This window comes from Endozoicomonas sp. ONNA1, assembly GCF_024606325.1.
Classification (GTDB): Bacteria; Pseudomonadota; Gammaproteobacteria; order Pseudomonadales; family Endozoicomonadaceae; genus Endozoicomonas_A.
In genome coordinates, this window is record NZ_JAHHPN010000298.1 from 1 (window position 1) to 1125 (window position 1125).

The following is a 1125-nucleotide window of genomic DNA, read 5'->3' on the forward strand; positions in this document are numbered from 1 at the left end:
CTGCAAGGCATTTGTGTGAGCAGAAAATGCGTTGAACGCATGATGATAAACGCAGGTCTGGTGGGTCGTAAAACACGCATCTATCGAAGAAACCATTGTCGCCCCGTGTGGACGAGCCTGCAAAAAACGTCCGCAAAGACCTCGCCAAACCCACAGCTATCAATCAGTATTGGGTCGGAGATGTGACATACATAAAAGTGCGAGGGCAGTGGTGTTATATGGCTGTTGTTATCGACCTCTACTCCCGCAGTGTGCTTGGCTAGTCACTTAAAAATCATCGAATCGCCAAGCTAACCAGAGTAGCCTTGTTGATGGCCGTCCGAAAACGTCGACCTGAGCTATGGCTGGTGTTCCACATTGACAGGGGCGTTGAGTATCGTGCCACAGAGATACAGAGACTGCATAAACGCTATGGCTTTATTGCCAGTATGAATCGACCTGGGCGTTGTAGTGATAATGCTGAAATTGAGTCCTTTTTCCATACCTTGAAGGGGGAGCTCGTGACCGAAGAGACGTTCTGGAATATCCATCATCTTCGAGATGCTATAGCAGGGCACATTCAGCATTTTTACAATCGAGCTCGATTACACTCAGGTTGCTAATTCTATAACTGCTACTACTCTAAAGATTTTAAGATTGACTGAGGTTAAAGGTCGATGAAACGTCAGTATTTATTAACTTTCTTACTCTCTTTATTAGTGTTTTCAAGTGAATCTTTCGCAATAAAAATTGTAATAAAAAGCTCATCTGAAAAAAGTCATGCAGTTACTCCATATTATCATTTCAATTTTTTCCCTGTTTTGATAAATGGCATTGACTATGATTTTTTTGGAGGCCAAAGTACTCCTTTGGAATCATTTGCCCGACAAAGGATAATGTTTGAGTTCGATGATGAAATGGAAACTTGTGAATTACCTTCTAATGTAAATGACCGTTTTTTTGAACTAATGGCAAGTGGTTGGAAAAATATATTTAAATACGATGATGGTGAGTTGCTTGGAAGAGGAATGCTCGCTACAAGATCCCCCCCTAGCAGTGTCGTACTGATATTTGTTGCAACGGGGGAGATAGTTGATTTATCACAAGTTGCTTCATTCACAAAGGATGTAGTAATAATAAAGCATA

At 41.4% G+C, this 1125-nt stretch carries 4 protein-coding genes; all 4 read left to right on the forward strand.

Features of this window, described 5'->3' with window-relative positions; genetic code table 11:
* The coding region (locus tag KDK19_RS07055; protein ID WP_257291626.1) for a hypothetical protein at positions 1-186 on the forward strand (186 nt) is incomplete at its 5' end.
* 11 nt (positions 187-197) lie between these two features.
* Positions 198-263 carry a hypothetical protein gene (locus tag KDK19_RS24330; protein ID WP_368736446.1) on the forward strand — a complete coding sequence of 22 codons (66 nt, stop codon included), beginning with the start codon at positions 198-200 and terminating at the stop codon, positions 261-263.
* 48 nt (positions 264-311) lie between these two features.
* Positions 312-602, forward strand: coding sequence for an integrase core domain-containing protein (locus KDK19_RS07060; protein WP_257291627.1), 291 nt, complete (start codon positions 312-314; stop codon positions 600-602).
* Positions 603-656: 54 nt separating this feature from the next.
* Positions 657-1125, forward strand: a 469-nt coding sequence (locus KDK19_RS07065; RefSeq protein ID WP_257291628.1) for a hypothetical protein, incomplete at its 3' end; no start/stop codon positions are given.

What these genes read in the sequence shown, in the direction of transcription:
- KDK19_RS07060 (WP_257291627.1), top strand. Translation starts at nt 312, where the DNA reads ATGGCCGTCCGAAAACGTCGACCTGAGCTATGGCTGGTGTTCCACATT.